Source organism: Bacillus sp. Bwzl_19 (assembly GCF_054900515.1).
This window is the reverse complement of the sequence record NZ_CM142729.1, coordinates 3,414,968-3,435,379: the sequence shown is the minus strand read 5'-3', so window position 1 is coordinate 3,435,379 and position 20,412 is coordinate 3,414,968. Positions and strand designations below refer to the sequence as shown.

General features: G+C 46.6%; 21 protein-coding genes. 14 read left to right on the top strand and 7 right to left on the bottom strand.

From position 1 onward, the window contains the following. The first annotated feature begins 247 nt into the window (after nt 1–247). Genes qoxA through qoxD form a run of 4 tightly spaced genes read left to right on the top strand, consistent with a single transcriptional unit; the run spans nt 248 to nt 4,189 of the window. Nucleotides 248–1,213 carry a cytochrome aa3 quinol oxidase subunit II gene (gene qoxA / locus ACW5MY_RS18230; protein WP_088030703.1) on the top strand — a complete coding sequence of 322 codons (966 nt, stop codon included), beginning with the start codon at nt 248–250 and terminating at the stop codon, nt 1,211–1,213. 27 nt (nt 1,214–1,240) lie between these two features. Beyond that, nucleotides 1,241–3,190, top strand: coding sequence for a cytochrome aa3 quinol oxidase subunit I (gene qoxB, locus ACW5MY_RS18225; RefSeq protein ID WP_013354031.1), 1,950 nt, complete (start codon nt 1,241–1,243; stop codon nt 3,188–3,190). A 14-nt stretch (nt 3,191–3,204) separates the two neighbouring features. Then, nucleotides 3,205–3,819, top strand: coding sequence for a cytochrome aa3 quinol oxidase subunit III (gene qoxC / locus ACW5MY_RS18220; RefSeq protein ID WP_013354030.1), 615 nt, complete (start codon nt 3,205–3,207; stop codon nt 3,817–3,819). Nucleotide 3,820: 1 nt separating this feature from the next. Then, nucleotides 3,821–4,189 (top strand): cytochrome aa3 quinol oxidase subunit IV, encoded by a 369-nt coding sequence (qoxD, locus tag ACW5MY_RS18215; protein WP_013354029.1) that lies wholly within the window; start codon nt 3,821–3,823, stop codon nt 4,187–4,189. A gap of 43 nt (nt 4,190–4,232) precedes the next feature. Here qoxD and ywcE read toward each other — a convergent pair whose 3' ends face one another. After that, the gene (gene ywcE, locus ACW5MY_RS18210; RefSeq protein WP_003150937.1) at nt 4,233–4,493 is read right to left on the bottom strand and encodes a spore morphogenesis/germination protein YwcE; all 261 of its coding nucleotides are present in this window, start codon (nt 4,491–4,493) and stop codon (nt 4,233–4,235) included. Nucleotides 4,494–4,787: 294 nt separating this feature from the next. On the opposite strand from ywcE, the gene ACW5MY_RS18205 reads away from it, so the two are divergent. The 3 genes from ACW5MY_RS18205 (at nt 4,788) to nfsA (ending at nt 7,521) form a co-directional block, all read left to right on the top strand. Next, complete coding sequence (locus tag ACW5MY_RS18205; protein ID WP_014471209.1) at nt 4,788–5,246, top strand: GNAT family N-acetyltransferase; 459 nt, start codon at nt 4,788–4,790, stop codon at nt 5,244–5,246. A gap of 235 nt (nt 5,247–5,481) precedes the next feature. Next, the gene (locus ACW5MY_RS18200) at nt 5,482–6,669 is read left to right on the top strand and encodes an FtsW/RodA/SpoVE family cell cycle protein (RefSeq protein ID WP_013354027.1); all 1,188 of its coding nucleotides are present in this window, start codon (nt 5,482–5,484) and stop codon (nt 6,667–6,669) included. A gap of 102 nt (nt 6,670–6,771) precedes the next feature. Next, nucleotides 6,772–7,521, top strand: a complete 750-nt coding sequence (gene nfsA, locus ACW5MY_RS18195) for an oxygen-insensitive NADPH nitroreductase (RefSeq protein WP_014471208.1) — start codon at nt 6,772–6,774, stop codon at nt 7,519–7,521. A gap of 298 nt (nt 7,522–7,819) precedes the next feature. Here nfsA and ACW5MY_RS18190 read toward each other — a convergent pair whose 3' ends face one another. The 4 genes from ACW5MY_RS18190 to ACW5MY_RS18175 all read right to left on the bottom strand — a co-directional run bounded on the left by ACW5MY_RS18190 (nt 7,820) and on the right by ACW5MY_RS18175 (nt 10,341). Beyond that, nucleotides 7,820–8,107, bottom strand: coding sequence for a Dabb family protein (locus ACW5MY_RS18190; protein ID WP_013354025.1), 288 nt, complete (start codon nt 8,105–8,107; stop codon nt 7,820–7,822). Then, nucleotides 8,094–8,510 (bottom strand): YybH family protein, encoded by a 417-nt coding sequence (locus ACW5MY_RS18185; protein ID WP_013354024.1) that lies wholly within the window; start codon nt 8,508–8,510, stop codon nt 8,094–8,096. Before ACW5MY_RS18185 ends, ACW5MY_RS18190 begins: the two co-directional genes overlap by 14 nt. Before the next feature lie 24 nt (nt 8,511–8,534). Further along, nucleotides 8,535–9,335, bottom strand: a complete 801-nt coding sequence (locus ACW5MY_RS18180; RefSeq protein ID WP_014471207.1) for an SDR family oxidoreductase — start codon at nt 9,333–9,335, stop codon at nt 8,535–8,537. Between the two features lie 76 nt (nt 9,336–9,411). Continuing rightward, on the bottom strand, nt 9,412–10,341 hold the full coding sequence (locus ACW5MY_RS18175; protein WP_013354022.1) for a helix-turn-helix transcriptional regulator: 930 nt from the start codon (nt 10,339–10,341) through the stop codon (nt 9,412–9,414). A gap of 350 nt (nt 10,342–10,691) precedes the next feature. Here ACW5MY_RS18175 and ACW5MY_RS18170 point away from each other — a divergent pair, with 350 nt between their 5' ends. Next, complete coding sequence (locus ACW5MY_RS18170; protein ID WP_013354021.1) at nt 10,692–11,693, top strand: LLM class flavin-dependent oxidoreductase; 1,002 nt, start codon at nt 10,692–10,694, stop codon at nt 11,691–11,693. A 41-nt stretch (nt 11,694–11,734) separates the two neighbouring features. Here ACW5MY_RS18170 and ACW5MY_RS18165 read toward each other — a convergent pair whose 3' ends face one another. After that, the gene (locus tag ACW5MY_RS18165) at nt 11,735–14,146 is read right to left on the bottom strand and encodes a S8 family peptidase (RefSeq protein ID WP_013354020.1); all 2,412 of its coding nucleotides are present in this window, start codon (nt 14,144–14,146) and stop codon (nt 11,735–11,737) included. Between the two features lie 525 nt (nt 14,147–14,671). Here ACW5MY_RS18165 and ACW5MY_RS18160 point away from each other — a divergent pair. The 5 genes from ACW5MY_RS18160 to ACW5MY_RS18140 all read left to right on the top strand — a co-directional run bounded on the left by ACW5MY_RS18160 (nt 14,672) and on the right by ACW5MY_RS18140 (nt 19,216). After that, nucleotides 14,672–14,986 carry a hypothetical protein gene (locus tag ACW5MY_RS18160; RefSeq protein WP_013354019.1) on the top strand — a complete coding sequence of 105 codons (315 nt, stop codon included), beginning with the start codon at nt 14,672–14,674 and terminating at the stop codon, nt 14,984–14,986. Between the two features lie 23 nt (nt 14,987–15,009). Further along, nucleotides 15,010–15,840, top strand: coding sequence for a PRD domain-containing protein (locus ACW5MY_RS18155; protein WP_013354018.1), 831 nt, complete (start codon nt 15,010–15,012; stop codon nt 15,838–15,840). Between the two features lie 217 nt (nt 15,841–16,057). Then, nucleotides 16,058–17,440 (top strand): sucrose-specific PTS transporter subunit IIBC, encoded by a 1,383-nt coding sequence (locus ACW5MY_RS18150; RefSeq protein ID WP_013354017.1) that lies wholly within the window; start codon nt 16,058–16,060, stop codon nt 17,438–17,440. Further along, nucleotides 17,437–18,876 carry a sucrose-6-phosphate hydrolase gene (locus tag ACW5MY_RS18145; RefSeq protein ID WP_013354016.1) on the top strand — a complete coding sequence of 480 codons (1,440 nt, stop codon included), beginning with the start codon at nt 17,437–17,439 and terminating at the stop codon, nt 18,874–18,876. Before ACW5MY_RS18150 ends, ACW5MY_RS18145 begins: the two co-directional genes overlap by 4 nt. Before the next feature lie 115 nt (nt 18,877–18,991). Continuing rightward, entirely contained in the window at nt 18,992–19,216 is a 225-nt protein-coding gene (locus ACW5MY_RS18140; RefSeq protein ID WP_013354015.1) for a hypothetical protein, read from the top strand. Between the two features lie 31 nt (nt 19,217–19,247). Here ACW5MY_RS18140 and ACW5MY_RS18135 read toward each other — a convergent pair whose 3' ends face one another. Further along, a complete protein-coding gene (locus tag ACW5MY_RS18135) occupies nt 19,248–20,060 on the bottom strand; it encodes a bifunctional hydroxymethylpyrimidine kinase/phosphomethylpyrimidine kinase (protein WP_013354014.1) in 813 nt (270 codons plus the stop codon). 89 nt (nt 20,061–20,149) lie between these two features. On the opposite strand from ACW5MY_RS18135, the gene ACW5MY_RS18130 reads away from it, so the two are divergent. Further along, the gene (locus tag ACW5MY_RS18130) at nt 20,150–20,338 is read left to right on the top strand and encodes a hypothetical protein (protein ID WP_014471204.1); all 189 of its coding nucleotides are present in this window, start codon (nt 20,150–20,152) and stop codon (nt 20,336–20,338) included. Nucleotides 20,339–20,412 lie beyond the last annotated feature (74 nt).

Below are 20,412 nucleotides of genomic sequence, written 5' to 3'. Positions count from 1 at the left end.
TATTATTCGTTCTCACTATCTTTTTTCTCTATATATGCTAAATGATCTAAAACTTTTTAACTTTGATTTATGCAAGTGGAAAAAGTTCATGCATTTTTTGTCGATTTTGTGACATCAGGGCGAAAAAAAGATGAACTTTAGAAAAAAATAAAGCTAATAAGGGCAGATTTTGATAGCATAACAAGGTAGATAGAGAAAAGATTTTGAGAAAGTACATTTCAGATTCACTACATCAATAGGAAGGATGGTGATCTTCTTGTTCAGAGCATTTAAACCGTTACTTTTATTAGCGATGTTGGCTGTTGTTTTCGTACTGGGCGGATGCAGCGACATTTCCGTGTTAGATCCGAAAGGACCTGTTGCAGACCAGCAAAAAGATCTGATTCTCTTGTCAATCGGATTTATGCTGTTCATTGTCGGCGTCGTATTCGTACTATTTACAATCATTTTAGTGAAATACCGCGACCGCAAAGGCAAAGACAGCGGAAATTACAAGCCAGACATGCACGGCAACACGTTCTTAGAAGTAGTCTGGACAGTGATCCCAATTTTAATTGTCATTGCACTTTCTGTGCCTACCGTACAGACGATATATTCGTTAGAAAAAGCGCCTGAAGCGACTAAGGATAAAGAACCTCTTGTCGTTTATGCTACTTCGGTAGACTGGAAATGGGTATTCAGTTACCCAGAGCAGGATATTGAGACGGTTAACTACCTGAACATTCCTGTAGACCGTCCGGTTTTATTTAAAATTTCTTCAGCCGATTCAATGGCGTCGCTATGGATTCCTCAGCTCGGGGGACAAAAATACGCGATGGCAGGAATGCTGATGGATCAATACTTACAGGCTGACAAAGTGGGAACATATGAAGGCCGCAACGCGAACTTCACCGGCGAACACTTTGCCGACCAGAAATTCAACGTAAAAGCAGTTACGCAAAAAGACTTTAACAACTGGGTGAAAAAAGCCCAAAGCGATTCTCCAAAGCTGACGAAAGAGAAGTATGACGAACTGATGCTTCCGGAGAATGTCGGTAAATTAACGTTCTCTTCTACACACTTAAAATACGTTGACCACGGCCAAGATGCCGAATATGCGATGGAGGCGCGCAAACGCCTTGGCTACAAAGCCGTATCACCGCACTCTAAAACAGATCCGTGGGAAGATGTTAAGAAAAACGAATTTAAAGTATCCGACGATAAACAAGATTGAAATTGAACAAGAAAGGAGGAAGCCCGAATGAAATTGAGATGGGATGAATTTTTTGTAACAGGTGACCCATTAATTCTGGGCGCACAAGTTTCCATTGCGCTTTCCACTATTGCTATCATCGTAGTACTCACATACTTCAAAAAGTGGAAGTGGCTCTGGTCTGAATGGCTGACGTCTGTAGACCATAAGAAACTTGGAATCATGTACATTATCTCTGCTGTTATCATGCTGTTCCGCGGCGGGGTCGACGGCTTGATGATGCGTGCCCAGTTAGCGCTTCCTAATAACAATTTTTTAGACTCAAACCACTATAATGAGATCTTTACGACTCACGGTACGATCATGATTATCTTCATGGCGATGCCGTTTTTAATCGGTCTGATCAACGTTGTCGTACCTTTGCAGATCGGTGCGCGCGACGTAGCATTCCCGTACTTGAACAACCTGAGTTTCTGGACGTTCTTCGTAGGTGCGATGCTTTTCAATATTTCTTTCGTTATCGGAGGTTCTCCGAACGCAGGCTGGACGAGTTACATGCCGCTGGCAAGTAACGACATGAGCCCTGGGCCTGGTGAGAACTTCTACTTGCTCGGTCTTCAGATTGCCGGTATCGGTACGCTGATGACGGGTATCAACTTTATGGTGACGATCCTGAAAATGCGTACAAAAGGCATGACGCTGATGCGTATGCCGATGTTCACATGGACGACGCTGATTACAATGGTTATTATCGTATTCGCCTTCCCTGTTCTGACAGTGGCATTGGCGCTGCTATCATTTGACCGTTTGTTCGGCGCTCACTTTTTCACGCTGGAAGCCGGCGGTATGCCGATGCTTTGGGCTAACTTATTCTGGATTTGGGGACACCCTGAAGTTTATATCGTTATCTTACCGGCTTTCGGTATTTTCTCTGAAATTATTTCAGCGTTTGCAAGAAAGCAGTTATTCGGTTACAAAGCGATGGTCGGCTCTATTATCGCCATTTCCGTCCTGAGTTTCCTTGTATGGACTCACCACTTCTTCACAATGGGGAACAGTGCGTCTGTTAACTCTTTCTTCTCGATCACAACGATGGCGATTTCGGTTCCGACCGGGGTTAAAATCTTTAACTGGCTCTTTACAATGTATAAAGGCCGAATCAGCTTTACAACACCGATGCTGTGGGCGCTTGCGTTCATCCCGAACTTCGTTATCGGCGGGGTAACAGGGGTTATGCTCGCGATGGCTGCAGCGGATTATCAATACCATAATACGTACTTCCTCGTATCTCACTTCCACTATGTGCTGATCGCGGGTACGGTATTTGCATGTTTCGCAGGATTTATTTTCTGGTATCCGAAAATGTTCGGCCACAAGCTGAACGAGAGAATCGGAAAATGGTTCTTCTGGATCTTTATGATCGGATTTAATGTATGTTTCTTCCCTCAATACTTCTTGGGGCTGCAAGGTATGCCTCGCCGTATTTACACATACGGACCGAATGACGGATGGACTACATTGAACTTTATTTCAACTGTCGGAGCCTTCATGATGGGTGTCGGATTCTTAATCCTTTGCTACAACATCTACTACAGCTTCCGCTACTCTACTCGCGAGATCAGCGGAGATTCATGGGGCGTGGGACGTACGCTTGAGTGGGCGACTTCATCTGCGATTCCGCCGCACTACAACTTTGCGGTGCTTCCTGAAGTGAAATCTCAAGATGCGTACCTGCAATTGAAAGAAGACAAAGTGGATATTCATCCGGAAAGCAAGTTCAAGAAAATCCATATGCCGCACAACTCCGGCAGACCGCTTATTATGTCAGTGGCGTTCGGTATTGCAGGCTTCGGACTTGTCTTTGAATGGTTCTGGATGGGCATTGTCGGCTTGATCGGCATTCTGCTTTGCATGGTGCTTCGTTCATTTGAATATGACAATGGATACTATATACCTGTTGAAGAAATAAAAGAGACGGAAAGAAAGATTTCCGAATAAAGGAGGCGTGATTTATGGAACATGCAGAACACGGCAATTCTAACGCGCCTATGGAATATCAATCTGAAACCGGCAGACTCAATATTCTCGGGTTTTGGATCTTTTTAGGGGCAGAGATTGTGTTGTTCTCAACACTATTTGCAACCTTCTTCGTTCTTCAAAGAAGAACAGCAGGAGGAGTCTTACCGGCTGAATTATTTGAAGTGAAGCTTGTCATGATCATGACATTCCTGCTTCTGATCAGCAGTTTTACCTGCGGGATCGCTGTTCATGAAATGCGTCGCGGAAGTTTAAAAGGCGTCGTCATATGGACGATCATTACGCTTCTTCTCGGCGCAGGCTTCGTAGGATGTGAGCTTAACGAGTTCATTCACTATGTACATGAAGGAGCATCTCTCGGTACAAGTGCTTTCTGGTCTGGATTCTTCGTCCTTCTGGGAACGCACGGAACGCACGTAACGATCGGTATCTTCTGGATTACCGGCATCTTGCTGCAATTGAAGAAACGCGGATTAACGCCGCAGACGTCTTCAAAAATCTTTATCTCAAGTTTATACTGGCACTTCTTAGACGTTGTCTGGATCTTCATCTTTACAGGCGTCTATCTCATCGGATTGGGGGGACTATAATATGGCAAACAAATCTGCTGAACACAGCCACTTTCCGTGGAAGCATATCGTAGGTTTTGCGTTGTCTATTATTCTGACCCTGCTGGCCCTTTGGGTTGCGGTATATACAGATTTAAGCTCATCAGCAAAACTCTGGATCATTTTCGGATTCGCATTTATTCAGGCCGGCCTGCAGCTTCTCATGTTCATGCACATGACAGAAAGCGAAAACGGCGGAATCCAAGTCGGAAACACGCTCTTCGGATTTTTCGGAGCGATTGTTATCATCCTTGGTTCTATCTGGATCTTTGCGGCGCACTACCATCACGGTGACCATATGGATGGAAACCCTCCGGGCGGTGCGAAGCAGCATTCCGAACATCACGAATAAAAAGAAACCCTCTTCGTTTAGGCGAAGAGGGTTTTTTGTGCCTTTATTGGCTTCTTCTCCGGCGCAGGCGCGGAAGGCCGTAAATGATAAAGGCGGCGATATGGGCAACGATGACGTTGACGGCAAACAGGATAATCATGAGTGTGTGGCCGAGGGGGGATAGGCTGCTGGTTGCGTAAAAGTAGAAGAAAACCCACATTAAAATGATTGGCGGTATGGCCGAAAGAGCCACTTTTTTGTTATCAAGCCAGATAAAGAGGGGTGTTGCGCTTGCGACCAGTAAATAAGCAAAAAACATGTCCATCTTACGTGTCTCCTTTCATTTTATGGGAGCGTTTCCAAAATGAAATACAGAGAATAAAATGTGTCTGTTTTGTGGTCGTTTTTTGAACATTTTGTTACAATTATTATACCATGTTTTCCAATTTTTGATACCGCTTTTTCGAGAAATGTATTGCAACTATTGCCCCATTTTTGGATAGGTAATAGAAATCAGAAAGGTCAAATACCCTGTCACATTTTCAGACAGTGCGATGGCGCAGCCTTGTGAACCTTTGTTATGTTTAAAGAAAACATGCACACTAAGGTAGGTTTTGAAATGAACATAAATAAAGACGATGTTACAGCGCCGGATGTTATTGCGCTTTTGCAGGATCATCTGAAGAGCATGACCCTCTGCTCTCCCCCGGAAAGTATACACGCGCTCAATACGGACCGCCTGCGTCAGCCTGACGTTACGCTTTGGAGTGCGAGGGAAGACGGCGTCCTGCTCGGCTGCGGTGCCTTAAAGGAGCTTAACAGCCGGCACGGTGAGCTGAAATCAATGAAAACCTCCCCGCAGCATGTCAGAAAAGGCGTGGCCAAACGAATTCTTCACCATATAATTGAAGAAGCAAAGCGGCGGGGCTATCAGCGTCTCAGCCTAGAAACCGGTTCTGTGGAGGCTTTCCTTCCCGCCAGACTGCTGTATGAAAAAGCCGGGTTTCAATATTGTGAACCGTTTGGGGACTACAATGAGGACCCGAACAGCTTGTTTATGACATTAAACATGAGGTAAAGTCATTTGAATTCATTGGTTTCTATATTCCCGCTGCCCCTTTTCTGGTGAGAAGGGGTTTTTTATCGGAAAAGTTTCATCATGACCGAAACATTTCCTTTTCTGACACGTCATATGTCGTGTAGTCTCCAAACCGTAAAAAATAAAAAGGAAACAACCTCATCATGTTTTCTTGAACGGTGTTCATGTATAATAAACAATAGTGACTTCCGATGAAAATGTAAGGCGGGATAGAATGAGTCGATATAAGAAACAGCAAAATCCCTATTATCAGGGGGATTTGATTTTTATATTTGGTGTGTTTTTAATAATTAGTGTCGCTGCGATTTATGCGGCCGGACAGTTCGGGCAGTATGGAGGCAGCGCCTGGATGAAACAGATTGTCTTCTATGTTATAGGGGCGGGATTCATCGGATTATTGCTGTACTTTGATTTAGAGCAGCTTGAGAAACTGAGTCTGTACGTATTAATTGCCGGCGTGCTGTCGCTGCTCCTTTTGCGTGTTGCGCCGGAATCTATCGCGCCGATTAAAAACGGGGCGAAAAGCTGGTTTCAAATCGGAACCTTTACCCTTCAACCCTCTGAGTTTACGAAAATAGGAATTATGATGATGGTCGCGTCCATTATATCGAAGGCGGGACCGAAAGATCAAAGATCACTTCGGGAAGATGTGAATCTGCTCTTGAAAATTGCGGCATGGACGGTTATTCCGATCGGACTGATCGTTTTGCAGGATGCCGGAACGGGTGCGATCTGTCTGTTTATCGTGATGGTGATGGTGTTTATGTCAGGTGTAAACTGGAAGCTGATCACCATTATCGGCGGTTCGGCCGCCCTTGTTATCGGGCTTTTCTTAGTGCTCGTGATTGAATTTCCCCATGTGGCGAATTCAATCGGCATTGCGGATTATCAAATCAACCGGATTACATCGTGGATGTCTGACTCCAGTGCGGCAACGACTCAGGCAGAGAGTGATAAAAGCTGGCAGGTGGATCAGGCCGTTATGGCGATCGGATCAGGCGGCATTACCGGAAACGGCGTTCATAATCTGAAGGTGTACGTACCTGAGGGGCAGACCGACTTTATCTTTGCGATTTTGGGTGAAAGTTTTGGGTTTTTAGGCTGCGCGATTGCCGTTGTTATGTTTTTCTTTTTAATTTACAGGCTTGTGGTGCTGATTGACCGCTTGCATGCCTTTAACCGATTCGGCGCGTTTTTTTGCGTAGGATTTACTGCACTTATCGTGATTCACACCTTCCAGAACATCGGGATGAATATCGGCATTATGCCGGTTACCGGAATTCCGCTGCTGTTTGTCAGCTATGGAGGGAGCTCGGTGCTGTCTACATTAATCAGCTTCGGGATCGTATACAACGCAAGTGTGCAGCTGACGAAATATAAAAGCTATTTGTTTAATTCTTAATGTCAGACGGCTCGTTTTTCGGGCTGTCTTTTTTTGGTTAGAGCATTTCGCTTTTGGCATGATTCTCTTTCGGATATGATATATAGAGAAGGAGGCTTTTATATGAACAATACCATTGAAACCATACTTAATCATCGGTCGATCCGATCATTTACTGACGAGCTTCTGACAGCGGAAGAGATAGATACATTAGTGAAAAGCGCCCAGGCGGCGTCAACGTCCAGTTACGTGCAGGCGTACTCCATCATCGGGGTAACCGATCCGGAGAAAAAAAGAAAGCTGGCGGCGCTGGCCGGAAATCAGCCTTACGTCGAGAATAACGGGCACTTGTTTGTGTTTTGTGCTGATTTGTACCGCCATAAAAAACTTGCGGAAGAAAAAGGCGAAAACATTACAGAGCTTCTTGAGAATACGGAAATGTTTATGGTCAGCGTCATTGATGCCGCACTTGCCGCACAAAACGTAAGTGTTGCCGCAGAATCAATGGGCCTTGGCATTTGTTATATCGGAGGCATTCGGAATGAACTTGATCAGGTGACGGAAGTGCTCGGTACGCCTGACCATGTGCTGCCGCTGTTCGGTCTGGTAGTCGGCCATCCCGCGCATCCGTCCGGCCAAAAGCCGCGTCTGCCGAAACAAGCCGTATATCATGAAAACACGTACGATACGAATGAAGAAAACTTCCGCAGTTATATGAAGGAATATGATGAAACCATCTCCGCTTATTATGATAAACGGACAAACGGCAAGCGGGTTGAAACGTGGTCTGATCAAATTCTGCAGTTCATGAAACAAAAACCGAGAACCTATTTAAATCAATATGTTAAAGATAAAGGTTTTCAAAAAAATTAAGAAATAAAACCTCTCCTGACGGGAGAGGTTTTTTTATGTTTCACGTGTAACATATTTCGACAAAATGGAACATCTGCGATGATGTACAGTTCTAAAATTTGATGAGCTGCTGTTCCGGGTTTTGAACTTTCACATATCGTCTTTTTTTCATTAATAATCGAGACTGCATTCAATACACAACAGAGCAGCTCTGTTTGCCTTACCGAAGTTCTAAAACAGTGAATAACGTGTATATGGCTGATTTCTGTATATAAGTGAAGTTAATTGACTTAGCTGGCAGTCATTCCTCATCGTCTTATTATAATTCATAGCAAACGGACGCCTGCGTTTCCAGAACCGTGCCAATAAACTTGGCGATGTCCTGATGAACCGGGTGTGTAAGGTACTTTTCCATATCCCCCAAGGATGCAAACTTAGTGATCAGAATCAAATCATATCCTGAAGGGGCAGGGCGAATGTTAGCTTCAGCCTGAACATCGAGAAGAACGTCTATTTTTCCCTTCATGCCCAGCAGAACGGTTTGAACTTGCTTGATATGCTCTGGGCTCATGTCCTTCAGCTTCAGCAGCACGTTATTTACTATCATTTTTATGTTCCTCCTGGTTTCTTATCTGGGTTACCGTTTCTGTTTGTTCAGGTCCTGTAGAAAGCTGGATCGCCAGCTGCTTAATCTTGTGATTATGAATCTGAAAATAAAAATCTAAATAGAGAGGGTTCGGCAGGCTGGTTTTGTCAAAATCGCCGTCAACCTTAAAAACCGCCGTGATTTCCCCCTGATCCTGTCTATGCCTTTGTAAGTCAAGCGTTACGTTTGCATCAAAATGATGTTCGGCACTCCATTTTCTTATAGCGGATTTGCCTGCCCACACTTTGCCCTCATCAAAGATCAAAGCATCCTCCGAAAAACAGTCGATATAGGCATCCGGATCGGGTTTATTGGAAGCGGCTATAAACTCTTGTATAACTTGCGGAAGCGCATTAGGCTCCATAAGATCAACTCCTTTGTCATTTCGTTAAACGGTGCGGATGGTTCCGCCGTCAATAACATATTCACAACCCGTTACATAAGAGGCTCTGCTTGACGCAAGGAATGCGGCAAGCTCGGCAACCTCCTCAGGTTGAGCCGGACGGCCGAGGGGAATGCCGCCAAGCTCGTCCATTAACTGCTCACGGGCGGCTAGATAGTCGGTTCCGGCTTGTTTAGCCATTCTCTCAATTAACTGTTCAGCTGCTTCTGTTTCGGTAAACCCCGGTGCTAGTGCGTTGATTCTTATCCCCTCAGGGCCGAATTGGGTCGCCAGGTTTTTACTGTAGTTAACTAGTGCAGCTTTGGCAGCCGAATAAGGCATGGTCATGTTGCCCGGCAGCTTTCGTTGAATAGATGATATATGGACAATCACTCCGCTTTGCTGCTTGACCATGTAAGGCAGAAATCCGCGATCGAGGCGGACGGAAGAAAACAGGTTTGCGTTAAACGCTGTCTGCCAATCCTCGTCTGTTAAAGCTAAAGCCCCTGCCGTGCTACTTGAGTAACCTCCCACATTATTAATCAAAATATCCAGACCGCCGAATGTATGAATTGTTTCCTTAATGATATGATCTGCGCCTTCTGGAAGGCAGACATCGGCTTGAATAAACCCTGCGCCTTCAGGCAATGCCTCGGGTAATGATCTTGCCGTAGCTATAACTTCAGCTCCTGCCGCATGCAGCCGTTTGACGATGGCTCTGCCGATTCCCCGTGTTCCGCCGGTCACTAGGACCCGTTTACCTGCAAATTCTTTGCTCATATTTAATAAGTACGGACTGTTTTCCATCGTTCTGCTGAATCCTCCTTCAAATGTTGAGTACAAGGCTAGTTTAATCAACAGAACCTGACAGCATCGTGTCCAGTTACCTCAAATATTTTTCGGCCATTCTGGCAGTGCGGTTTTTCATTTCAAGTCTGACAGACGCCGGCTCAATGACTTCCAGTAAATCTCCAAAGGAAAGCAGATAGTGATAAAGCCATTCACCGGGAGGAATCTCTGAAGTGACCCGGAAAGACCCGTCTTCCAGTTTTAAAATGTCCTCTTCTTTAAACTCATCCACGATTCGATAGGCTCCCGCTTGGTCTATTTTTAATACCAGAGGGATTCTCTGCGGTTTTTTAACCGATTCTTCTGCAGAAGAAGTCACGGAAGGCTCCGACCAGCCATGCTGAAGGTGAAGTCCCATCTCCTCTCCGTTTAAAAGTCGGACATTCGACATTCTGTTAATCTTAAAGGTTCTTAAAGCGTTTTTTTCGAAACTGAAGGCTTCAATGTACCACGCTCTATCTTTAAAGAGCAGTTTCATTGGCGCGGCTCTCCGGCTTTTTTGTTCTCCGGCAGCACTCAAGTAGGTAAATGAAATCACTTTCTGCTCCAAGATTGCCTGTTTCAGAAGTACAAACAGCTCTTTTTGTTTTTGCCCGCTTCCCCATGAGGAAAAATCCACTTCAATCCAGTTGATGTTGTTTTTCCTGAAAAGGCTGCTCAATTTCTCAAAAATCGCATTAGAATCAGGGTATTGGGCGGCGGCTAAGCTTTGGAGAGCAAAAAGGATCTCATCCTGCTCCTTGTCGGTAAGCATAGATTTGTTCAGAACAAACCTGTCGGAAAGGGAAATGCCGCCCCCTTTCCCTTGTATGGTATAAATCGGAATTCCAGCCTGGCTTAAAGCCTCAACATCCCTATAGATCGTTCTGACAGACACCTCAAACCGCTCAGCCAGCTCGGGTGCCGTAACGGTTCCATTTTCCAATAAAATATAAATCACTTGAAATAATCTGCTGATTTGCATCCGCTCACCTCTGGGTTTTTAGTATATCCGTTAAAACTTGACAACAAGATGTCAGGTTAAGATCATTTCTTAACATCTCCCTCTTTGTAAATATTAACATGGCTGTAGTTCCGAGCCGCTCGTCTACGGACACACAGCCAGCGTGCCGATATCGCTTGCGATGGAAACAAAAGAAGCAATCAGGTGGTATTGCAGTATTCCTTGAGGTTAAAGATAAAGGCAGCCCGTTTGGCATTTGTGAGGTCGCGAGGAAGCTAAATCATCGTAATAACAAACCAAGATGACGAAGAAAGTCGCCAGACTTCATATGATCGGCTTAGCAGTGGTACGATGTTGAGGAGGTGACAGTGATGATTTCATTAAGTATATTAGATCAATCTCCTGTATCAGAAGGGAGTTCTGCGGAAAGCGCGCTGCGGGATACGGTGAGGCTCGCGCAGGAGGCAGAGAAGCTCGGATATAAGAGGTTTTGGGTGTCAGAGCATCATTTTTCAGAGCGGCTGGCGGGTTCAAGCCCTGAAGTGCTGATCAGCCATATTGCGGCGAAAACGAACGACATTCGTGTAGGCTCAGGCGGTGTCATGCTTCCGCATTACAGCGCTTATAAAGTAGCGGAGAACTTCCGCATGCTTGAAGGGTTGACGCCGGGCAGAATCGATCTCGGATTGGGGAGGGCGCCGGGCGGAATGCCGATTGCATCATGGGCGCTGAATGACGGCGGGAAGCGCAATGCTGATCAATACCCGCAGCAGATTCGTGAGCTGGCGATGTATTTGCATGATGAAGCCGATGACAATCACCGTTTTCCGAATCTGACGGCATCCCCGCTTATTAAGACGGCGCCGGAAGTCTGGCTGCTCGGTTCATCGGGGGAAAGCGCGCTTCTGAGCGCAGAAACGGGAGCAGGCTATATGTTTGCCCATTTTATTAATGGAGAAGGCGGAGAAAGCGCGACGGCACAATATAAGCGCCGATTTAAACCTTCTGTATTAGGAAAAGAACCAAAAACGGCCGTGGCGGTGTTTGTGCTGTGCGCGGACACTGAGGAGAAAGCGGAGGAACTCGCTGCCGTCATGGATTATACGCTGCTTGCGGGGGAACAGGGGATTCCGCTTCATGGCGTACCGTCTTACGAAACCGTCCGCGGCAATACGTATACACCATATGAACAAAGGCGAATTGCCGATAATCGGAATCGAATGATCATCGGAACAAAGCAGCAAGTGAAAGAACAGATTCTGGCTCTCAGTAAAGCATACGGTACGGAGGAAGTGATGGCTGTGACCATTACTCATCATTTTGAAGATAAACTTCAGTCATACCGGCTGCTTCGCGAAGCCTTTGCCGAATGATCAGAAAGAAACCCTGCTGATGCTCCAGCAGGGTTGTTTGGTTATTCAATGATAAATGGTTTTTCAGTCAGCACCTGGCTTGATTTCCCTTTGTTCGCGGCATAGGCCAGCATATAATATTCTCCTGCCGGCAGTGCGGTGTCACCATTGACTTTGCCGTTCCAGTCGAAATATTGATAGCCTTTATCTTGTTTTTTATAAATGCCGGCTTGGCCGACAAAGTCAAGATTGCTGTTATACACAAGGAAGGCTAGCTCTTCGGCGCCCGCCGGCAGATAGGTTTCAATTTGATAGGAACCTTGCGCTGTGCCGTCCTGTACGTCGATCGAAGTCACGCGCGGATAGTCCGGTTCTTTTACAATCAGAAGCGTCGGCACTTTTGCGACTGTTTTTCCGCCTTCACGCACTGTGACTGTTCCCTCAAATGTGCCTGCTTTTACTTTTTTGGCATTGACCTTTACCTTCGCATTGACTTTTCCTGTTTGATGAGCGGGAATCACGACCCGGTCTGTGCCTGAAACGGTAATGCCTGTGCCGTTGAAAGAGTATTCCAGCTGATATGACTTTCTGATGGACGATTGGTTTTCAATCGTAAATGTTTCTTTTTTCGTTTCATTGCCTTTGTCTTTCATAAACGTTCCGTAAGAATAACTTCCCGGGGCGACGAGAGAATCTGCTTTGATCGCCTTCATGATTCTGATGCTTCCGGCGCCCTGCGCATTATGCGGGTATACGTCACCGTCCGCATCCGTTAAGGTTTCCGCCGTGTTCATGAGTGCGGCTTTTATTTGCTCCGGGCTCCATTTCGGTTTAGCCTGCTTGATGACAGCAGCTGCGCCGGCTACATGCGGTGAAGCCATGCTTGTTCCCTGCTTCGATCCGTAGCCGTACGGGTTGGCCGGATCATGGGTCGGAATGGTGCTGACGATGTTTACGCCGGGAGCGGAGACGTCAGGTTTTATCATCCACGTGTCCATAACCGGACCGCGTGAAGAGAAGTCTGCCATTTGTTCAGTGAGCGATTTAGCCACGGATAAATTGAATGTCGCTTTTGTGCCGCCCGCTTTTATTTGGCTGACGAGCTTTTCGCCGTCTTCTGATGACAGCTTAATGGTCGGCACGGACATGCCCGGTACGTTGGCTTCAATTTCTCCTGCGGCGTTGTTATACACAACCATACCGATCGCGCCCGCTTTTTTGGCATTGTCGGCTTTATCCACAAAGGCGATGCTGCCGCGTTTGACAACCGCGATTTTTCCTTTCAGATCTTTGCCTTCAAAGTCTTTTTGCTCGCCGATACCCGCTTCTGCGAGTTCTACTTCTTTTTTATTCAGCGCTTTTATGTCATCTTCTTTGTTGTAGCCCATCACTTTCGCTGAGGAATAAGAACCGAAGGAGACGGCATATTCGTTCAGCGGCAGCTGTGTCGCTCCGACGGAGATGGCTTCTCTGGATGTTCCCGGAGAGCCGACGGTCCAATTGTTCGGCCCGCTGTTTCCGTTTGACGTAACGGCCGTAACGCCTTCTGACATTGCCCAGTCAAGCGCAGTGCTTGTCGCCCAGTCCGGATTATTCACAGAATTGCCGAGCGAAAGGTTCATGACATTCGCTCCGTCCTGTACGGCGCGTTCGATGCCGGCGATGACGTTCTCCGTTGTCCCGCTTCCGCCCGGACCAAGCACACGGTAGGCCAGAAGCGTTGCATCAGGCGCGACGCCTTTAATCGTTCCGTTTGCAGCAACCGTGCCCGCGACATGGGTTCCATGGTCAGTCGCAGCGCCTCTCGGATCACCGGCCGGCGTTTCTTCAGGATCGTAATCGTTATCCACAAAATCGTATCCTTTATATTGCCCGAAATTTTTCTTTAAGTCAGGGTGTTTGTATTCGACGCCTGTATCAATAATGGCAACTTTGACGCCTTTGCCCGTATAGCCGAGCTTCCACGCGTCATTTGCCCCTATATAAGGCGCGCTGTCATCCATCTGCGGAGACACGGCATCCTTGGAAAGGGTGATGTCTTTATCTTTCAGCTGATCGGTATGATAGGTGACATTCGGATAAACCGCTTTGACATCCTGATCACTCAGCAGTTTCGGGATTTCATTTGCCGGGAGTTTCATGGAGAAACCAGAAAACACTTGCTCATATTCCCTGTTGATCTTTCCGTGTTTAATCGTTTTGAGCGCTTTATTTTTCACTTTTGCGCGTTCGCTTTTCAGCTTGTTTTTTGTTTGTGTTTTGCCGAGTTCCTTTGCTTCGGCCAGTGATTTTTCTTTCAGCTCCACGATGACCGTCGTTTGTTTGCCGGTGGTCATATCAATGTCACCGAACACCTCAGCCTTCTCGAGATCAGGAGCTTGCGGTTTTGAAGCCGGCGCAGCCTGTGAACTTGTGGATAAGGTAAAGGATAAGACAAAAGCCGGAAGCAGATAACGGATGATTCCTTTTTTCAATCGTGTTTCCCCCTTTTTCTTTATCTAAAATTAGAAATCTAGTATATATTTCTCGAAAATTCAAAATATTCCTTGTGACATAGGACTCATTTATGGAAATTGATCTGTGAATAAGGAGGAAGTTATACACAGAATCATGTGTATAAGTGAATAAATCTGTGTATATATATTGTTGGGAACGAATGTTCCTATACAAAATATAGATTTGTTTTGTGGATATGTGGATATGTCCTGTGTTTAAGCTGTGCTTAACCAAGGGATAAGATGTGCATAACTTTTTTTAACCGCTTCTCCATTTTTCAGGTCATTTCCATCAGCTTTCAACAAAACTTCTTAAAACTAGTTTGTTTTTTCACTCATATTGTGACAAACAATTCGTCCGGCCGCGTCTATCATAGAGTCATAGGGTTGCTAGACCCGCTAGTTTTTAGCGGAGAAGGATCGGCCGCCTTTTCCGTTAAAGCGGAGAGAAAACAGGCCTGCGAACAAGCTGTCTGTCAAAAAGAAGCGGAGGGATGATTTGCAATGAAACGTGTGCTAGTATCTTTACGGGTGTGGATGGTCTTTCTGATGAACTGGATGGCGCCGGGTGACGGAAGATTTCAATTAGCCGCCGTGTACGGAAACCAAGTTGTCTATCATAAGAAAGCGAAGCTGACGGCTGAGGCGTTTTCGTTTGTGAGCCGGGTACGATCGGCGGATCTGACCGATGAAACGAAATCGGCCTGCGGCAGGCTGGATAAAAATCGATGGATACCTGTCCGCAAAGAATTGCCGAAACGGGAGCGGGCTGGTCCGGTATCTTTACATCATATGAAAAAGAGGGTACAATCCCACTAAACATATGAACGGGAGCGAACCTCTTGAGAATAGACAAAGTATTAAATAACAATGCGGCGTTAATAAAAGAAGACGGACGGGAAAAGATCGTAATGGGTCCCGGAATCGCTTTTCAAAAGAGAAAGAATGATTTGATTCAAAAACATAAAATTGAAAAAATATTTGTCGTGCACGACGAAAATGAAAAGTTCAAACAAGTGTTAGAAACGCTTCCCGAAGAGCATATAGAAGCGGCTGAAGATATCATCAGCCATGCGGAGGGAGAGCTTGCGGCACCTTTGAGCGATCATATTCATATTGCGCTGGCGGACCATTTATCCTTTGCGATCGAAAGGATTCAAAACGGCCTTCATGTGCATAACCGATTGCTTCATGAAATTAAGGCGCTCTATAAAAAAGAATATGAGATCGGCCTTTGGGCGGTCGAACATGTGAAACAGACCCTCGGTATATCATTGCCTGATGATGAGGCGGGGTATATCGCGCTTCATATCCACACTGCCAAGGCGGATGCCAAAAGCATGTATTCGGCGATGAAGCATACAACCATGATCAAAGAAATGATCGAAAAGATCGAATCCTTTTTTGAACAGAAGGTGGATGAAGACAGTATTTCATATCAGCGCCTCGTCACGCACTTGCGGTATGCGGTCAGCCGGTTGGACTCAAATGAAGCCCTCCATTCCATGGACGAGGAGATGCTTTATTTCATCCAAAAAAAGTATCCGTTTGCTTATCGGTGTGCGCTTGAACTGGCGGCGTTTTTAAAAAATGAATATGATTTGGAACTGCCGGAATCCGAGGCCGGCTATATTACGCTGCATGTCCAGCGTCTGCAAAAAAACCCGGAATAACGCGTCTGTTTGGAGAAACAGACTTTTTTTTGATAACATATTGACGAAAGCGCTGTCATGAAATAAAATGAAAGCGCATCAAAAAACTGAATCCGGCGGGATTGTGACTGGTTATGCAGGCAAGACCTAAAATTTGCGTACATGAAAAAGGGATCATGTTGTCCTTTTTCGTTGGCGAATTTTAGGTCTTTTTTGATTTTAGAAAGGGGGATACATAATGGATTATCAAGAAATTGCAAAAGAGCTTGTCAAACATATCGGAGGGAAATCAAACATCATCAGTGCGACACATTGCGCGACCAGGCTCAGGCTCGTCATTCAAGATGAGCAGAAGATCAGCCAGGCCGGCATTGAAGAAATAGAAGGAGTAAAAGGGGCTTTCAGCAGCTCGGGACAATACCAGATTATATTCGGTACCGGCCTCGTGAATAAAGTGTATGACGCGTTTTCAAAAGAAGCCGATCTGGGGCGGGAGGATCGTGAGACACATCAGGACGCAGCGAAAAAAAAGCTGAACCCGGCAGCAAGATTTGCGAAAACACTGTCTAACATATTCGTTCCCATCATTCCGGCTATCGTAGCAAGCGGCCTTTTAATGGGATTGCTCGGCATGATGAAGGCCTTTCACTGGGTGTCTGAACAATCATCGCTGTTTCGGCTTCTCGACATGTTTTCAAGCGCGGCTTTTATCTTCCTGCCCGTATTCATCGGATTCAGCGCGGCGAAGGAATTTGGCGGAAATGCATATCTCGGTGCGGTGCTCGGGGGAATTATGATCCATCCGGCGCTTTTGAATCCGTGGGGGCTTGCGGATGCATCGCCTGATTTTATGGAACTCTTCGGCTTCAACATTGCGCTTCTCGGCTACCAAGGGACGGTCATCCCCGTACTGTTGGCCGTTTACATTATGAGCAGGGTGGAAAAAGGCACGAGAAAAATTGTGCCTCACGCATTCGATTTATTGGTCACGCCGTTTGTCACGGTGATTGTGACCGGATTTATTACCTTTGTCGCAATCGGTCCGCTTGGCAGAGCGATCGGATCAGGCATTACCGTCTCGCTGACATATGTGTATGATCACGCGGGCATTGCTGCCGGACTTCTTTTCGGAGGGCTTTACCCGCTTATTGTGCTTACCGGTGTGCATCACAGCTTTCATGCGATTGAGGCCGGCCTCATCGCTGATTTGGGCAGAAACTATATCCTTCCTATCTGGTCGATGGCGAATGTCGCTCAGGGCGCGGCGGGACTGGCTGTATTTTTCCTGACGAAAAAAGCGAAAATGAAAGAAATCGCTCTGCCTGCCGCGTTTTCCGCTTTTCTCGGCGTAACAGAACCTGTTATTTTCGGTGTGAACCTCAGATACCGCAAGCCGTTTATCGCGGGAATGATCGGCGGAGCGCTGGGGGGCGCCTATGTCGTGGTGACCGGTGTCGCCGCCAATGCCTACGGACTGACCGGAATTCCGATGATTGCCATCACGGCTCCGCTCGGTTTAGGAAATCTCATAAACTATCTGATCGGAATGGGCATCGCCTCTGTGTCGGCGTTTATTGCCGCTTACATTATGGGAGCTAAAGAAAAGGAGGCCGCCAAATGAGTACACTTGATCAAGAGCTGCGGCTGCAGGCTGAGGAAGCGAAAAAGAAGCGGGGGGAAACCGCTGCATCAGATCCGTATCGTCAGAACTATCATATTATGCCGCCGGTCGGGCTTTTAAATGATCCGAACGGCGTGATCCAATGGAACGGTGTATATCATTTGTTTTTTCAATGGCAGCCATTTCATACGGGACATGGCGCGAAATTTTGGGCTCACGTGACGACGAAGGATTTTGTTGATTGGAAAGAGGAAGAAATCGCGCTTGCGCCGGGGGAATGGTATGACAAAAACGGCTGTTATTCCGGAAGCGCCATCGAAAAAGACGGCCGGCTCTGCCTGATATACACAGGCAATGTCCGTGACGAAGAAGGCAATCGGGAAACGTATCAATGCCTCGCCGTATCCGAAGATGGGAAAGTATTTGAAAAAAAAGGAGTCGTCGCGCGTCTCCCGGCAGGCTATACCGCTCATTTCCGTGATCCGAAGGTTTGGAAGAAAGACGGGACGTATTACATGGTGCTCGGGGCGCAGACAGAAAAGCTCACCGGGAGCGCTGTGTTATTCACATCAGAGAATGTAACGGATTGGACATTTGTCGGTGCGATTGCGGGGGCAGATTCCGGCGGTCTCGGGTCATTCGGCTATATGTGGGAATGCCCGGACTTGTTTTCTCTTGACGGAACCGACGTGCTGCTCGTATGTCCGCAGGGGCTTGACGCCGACGGGATGAAATATCATAACAGCCACCAGGCGGGCTATTTCCTCGGCAGGCTGGATATAGAGCCGCTTGAGTTTAAGCATGGTGAATTCACGGAGCTTGACAGAGGGTTTGATTTTTACGCGGCTCAGACGCTGGAAGATGATAAGGGGCGGAGGATTCTGTTCGCGTGGATGGGCGTCCCTGATCAGGAGGAGGACAAACATCCGACACATGCGTATCATTGGGTTCACTGTTTGACGATGCCGAGACAGCTGTCACTGTCAAACGGCAGAATCATACAGCGTCCGCTCCCGGAAATGAAATCGCGCCGTACGGATGAACAAAAGCGCCGTCTCCAATTGGAATGCTCGTCTGCAGCCCTTCCGGTGAAAGATGCGTCCCGGGCTGAAGTGCTGCTGGATGACATCACTTATAAATCTGGTTTTGAAATCTCTATTCGGGGCGCGGCCCGGTTTATATTTCATCAGGAAAAGGGACTCGCCGTGCTGGAGCGCACCGCTTTTAGCGGAGAGGAAAAAGAAACGAGAAGCTGCGCCATAAGTGAGGTGCATTCCGTGCAGCTATTTCTGGATGCATCCTCCATCGAATTGTTTTTGAATGATGGAGAAGAGGTATTCAGCGCCAGATATTTTCCTTTCCCGGGAAATGATGAGGTAACGGTTACATCGACAGGGAGCACGGAAATAAATGCCTCAATTTGGACACTTTTGTAGAAAATCGTCCTTTTTTCTTATGTGAAACCTATGCCATCTGTGCTATTCTTCAAACAAAAGACTACTATTCTCAGGAATAAAAGGAGTTGTTTTCTCAGTTTTGAAGAATCAGAAGATGACGCCGAAATGTTTACTTGTCAAAGCCGCAGAGCAAGTGGAAGATAAGCGGGAAGAATATAAAGAAGTATTGCTTCAGCTGAAACGCATGCTCAAGAGAGCCGAGCCGCACAACGAATGGAGTGATCGGCTTAGCCATACATATGAACAGATGAAGGAATATGCGCTCTTTGTGCAATCGATTGAAATGTTTTTACGGTCATCCGCGAAAAAAATGAAATAATCCCCCTCAGGCGATGAGGGGGATATTTATTTTATTTTCCGCTAAGACGCATCGCCGAATGTTTAGTCGGTCCGATGTATTGGTTCAGCGGAAAGGATTCTTTGATCGCGGCGGTGATAAATTCTTTTGCCGCATAGATGGCTTCTTTCACTTCAGCGCCTTTGGCCAGTTCCGCAGTAACGGCTGCGGAGAATGTGCATCCGGCTCCGTGTGTGTAAGGCGTATCAATCATTTCGCTTTCTAATACTTCCGCGGTTTTCCCGTCATACAGCACGTCAACCGCTTTTTCGTGTTTGAGTTTGCCTCCGCCTGTAATTAATACATATTTCGCGCCGAGTTCGTGAATTTTCTTGGCCGCTTCTATCATGTCTTCCACCGTTTTTAATTCATCCATACCGCTCAGCTGGCTTGCTTCAAACAGGTTTGGGGTGATGACGGTTGCCAGCGGGGCCAATTGGGTGCGCAGCGCTTCGGCATGCTCCGGATACAGCACTTCGTTCGCTCCTTTGCAGACCATGACCGGGTCGATCACGACATTTTTCAGTTGTTTTTCTTTAATCGTTTTCGCCGCAAGCTCAATGATCTCCACGGTAGGGAGCATTCCCGTTTTCATGGCGTCTACGCCGATCCCGTCAACGATCGTCGCAAGCTGTGCGCGAATCGTATCGGCATCGATCGGAAACACTTGATGATCCCAGCTGTTTTCCGGGTCCATCGCTACGATAACGGTCAAAGCCGTCATTCCGTATACGTTTTTTTCTTGAAATGTTTTTAAATCGGCCTGAATTCCCGCGCCGCCGCTGGAATCAGAACCGGCTATAGTAAGTGCTTTGTGCATTGACATATCAATGGCCTCCATCAGTGTTTTATATCTCATTATAGTTAGATTTTCTCCTGATCACAATACGGAAGGCTTAGAGGAATGATTTGACAGTGCTTGTTCCGCCGGCCTTGATCTGTTTGTGCACGTGTTATGCGCTGGTGTTGGTGCCTGTTTATCAGTCAAAACTTTGGAATGTCATGGATGCGGGCAGATTTGATATCAAGGCGGTATGCATGGTTTGGGGAGACCTTCTGATCATTCTGGTTTTGCTGGCGGGCATGACCTGGATATGTGTCTGACCGGGTGAAATAAAAAATCCCCCCTGATCTCTCAGCCGCTTTATGTTTTAATAGAACATGAGAAAAAGCAGAAG

What these genes read in the sequence shown, in the direction of transcription:
- ACW5MY_RS18185 (WP_013354024.1), bottom strand. Translation starts at nt 8,510, where the DNA reads ATGGAGCCTAATGCGCTTCCGCAAGTTATACAAGAGTTTATAGCCGCT.
- ACW5MY_RS18200 (WP_013354027.1), top strand. Translation starts at nt 5,482, where the DNA reads ATGAGTCGATATAAGAAACAGCAAAATCCCTATTATCAGGGGGATTTG.
- ACW5MY_RS18175 (WP_013354022.1), bottom strand. Translation starts at nt 10,341, where the DNA reads ATGCAAATCAGCAGATTATTTCAAGTGATTTATATTTTATTGGAAAAT.
- ACW5MY_RS18150 (WP_013354017.1), top strand. Translation starts at nt 16,058, where the DNA reads ATGGATTATCAAGAAATTGCAAAAGAGCTTGTCAAACATATCGGAGGG.
- ACW5MY_RS18170 (WP_013354021.1), top strand. Translation starts at nt 10,692, where the DNA reads ATGATTTCATTAAGTATATTAGATCAATCTCCTGTATCAGAAGGGAGT.
- ACW5MY_RS18205 (WP_014471209.1), top strand. Translation starts at nt 4,788, where the DNA reads ATGAACATAAATAAAGACGATGTTACAGCGCCGGATGTTATTGCGCTT.
- qoxD (WP_013354029.1), top strand. Translation starts at nt 3,821, where the DNA reads ATGGCAAACAAATCTGCTGAACACAGCCACTTTCCGTGGAAGCATATC.
- ACW5MY_RS18190 (WP_013354025.1), bottom strand. Translation starts at nt 8,107, where the DNA reads ATGATAGTAAATAACGTGCTGCTGAAGCTGAAGGACATGAGCCCAGAG.
- ACW5MY_RS18135 (WP_013354014.1), bottom strand. Translation starts at nt 20,060, where the DNA reads ATGTCAATGCACAAAGCACTTACTATAGCCGGTTCTGATTCCAGCGGC.
- nfsA (WP_014471208.1), top strand. Translation starts at nt 6,772, where the DNA reads ATGAACAATACCATTGAAACCATACTTAATCATCGGTCGATCCGATCA.
- ACW5MY_RS18145 (WP_013354016.1), top strand. Translation starts at nt 17,437, where the DNA reads ATGAGTACACTTGATCAAGAGCTGCGGCTGCAGGCTGAGGAAGCGAAA.
- ACW5MY_RS18160 (WP_013354019.1), top strand. Translation starts at nt 14,672, where the DNA reads ATGAAACGTGTGCTAGTATCTTTACGGGTGTGGATGGTCTTTCTGATG.
- ywcE (WP_003150937.1), bottom strand. Translation starts at nt 4,493, where the DNA reads ATGGACATGTTTTTTGCTTATTTACTGGTCGCAAGCGCAACACCCCTC.
- qoxB (WP_013354031.1), top strand. Translation starts at nt 1,241, where the DNA reads ATGAAATTGAGATGGGATGAATTTTTTGTAACAGGTGACCCATTAATT.
- qoxC (WP_013354030.1), top strand. Translation starts at nt 3,205, where the DNA reads ATGGAACATGCAGAACACGGCAATTCTAACGCGCCTATGGAATATCAA.
- ACW5MY_RS18140 (WP_013354015.1), top strand. Translation starts at nt 18,992, where the DNA reads ATGACGCCGAAATGTTTACTTGTCAAAGCCGCAGAGCAAGTGGAAGAT.
- ACW5MY_RS18180 (WP_014471207.1), bottom strand. Translation starts at nt 9,335, where the DNA reads ATGGAAAACAGTCCGTACTTATTAAATATGAGCAAAGAATTTGCAGGT.